Origin of the sequence: Pelomicrobium sp. G1 (assembly GCF_051905455.1) — a bacterium.
Lineage (GTDB): Bacteria > Pseudomonadota > Gammaproteobacteria > Burkholderiales > UBA6910 > Pelomicrobium.
The window spans coordinates 1-431 of record NZ_JBQACR010000114.1 but is presented as its reverse complement, the minus strand read 5'-3'; the positions used below and the strand labels follow the sequence as shown (position 1 = coordinate 431).

Annotated in this window: 1 protein-coding gene; it reads left to right on the top strand. The window is 57.1% G+C overall.

Annotated elements, in window-relative coordinates; translation table 11 throughout:
- Window positions 1–431: 7-cyano-7-deazaguanine synthase (locus ACTFO6_RS17735; RefSeq protein ID WP_439935742.1), on the top strand; the 431-nt coding region annotated here is incomplete at both ends.

Genomic DNA, 431 nt, shown 5'->3' with positions numbered 1-431 from the left:
CATGAGAAGTACGGTCTTCCGAGCGTCACTCGAATGGACCTATCCGGTTTCGGGCGAGTAATTCCGAGTGGCATCACCGACCGGCGGTTGCGGCTCAACGAGGACGCCTTCCTCCCGGGGCGAAACCTACTTCTCGTGCTTGCGGGGGCGGCACACGCCTTCAAGGTGCAGGCGAAGAGTGTCGCTCTCGCCTTGCTTAACCCGATACATCATCTCTTCCCAGACCAGACGAAAGAGTTCATTCAAGCGGCAGAGGCCATGATCGAAACGGCAATGGGGACGCGGATAAGAATTGTCACGCCACTGATCGAGATGTCGAAAAGCGATGTCTTGGCCATGGCGCATGCGCGTGGCCTACATGACACGTATTCATGTCATGCCGGAGGCGATACGCCTTGCGGGATATGCGTATCGTGCGTAGAGGTCATCAA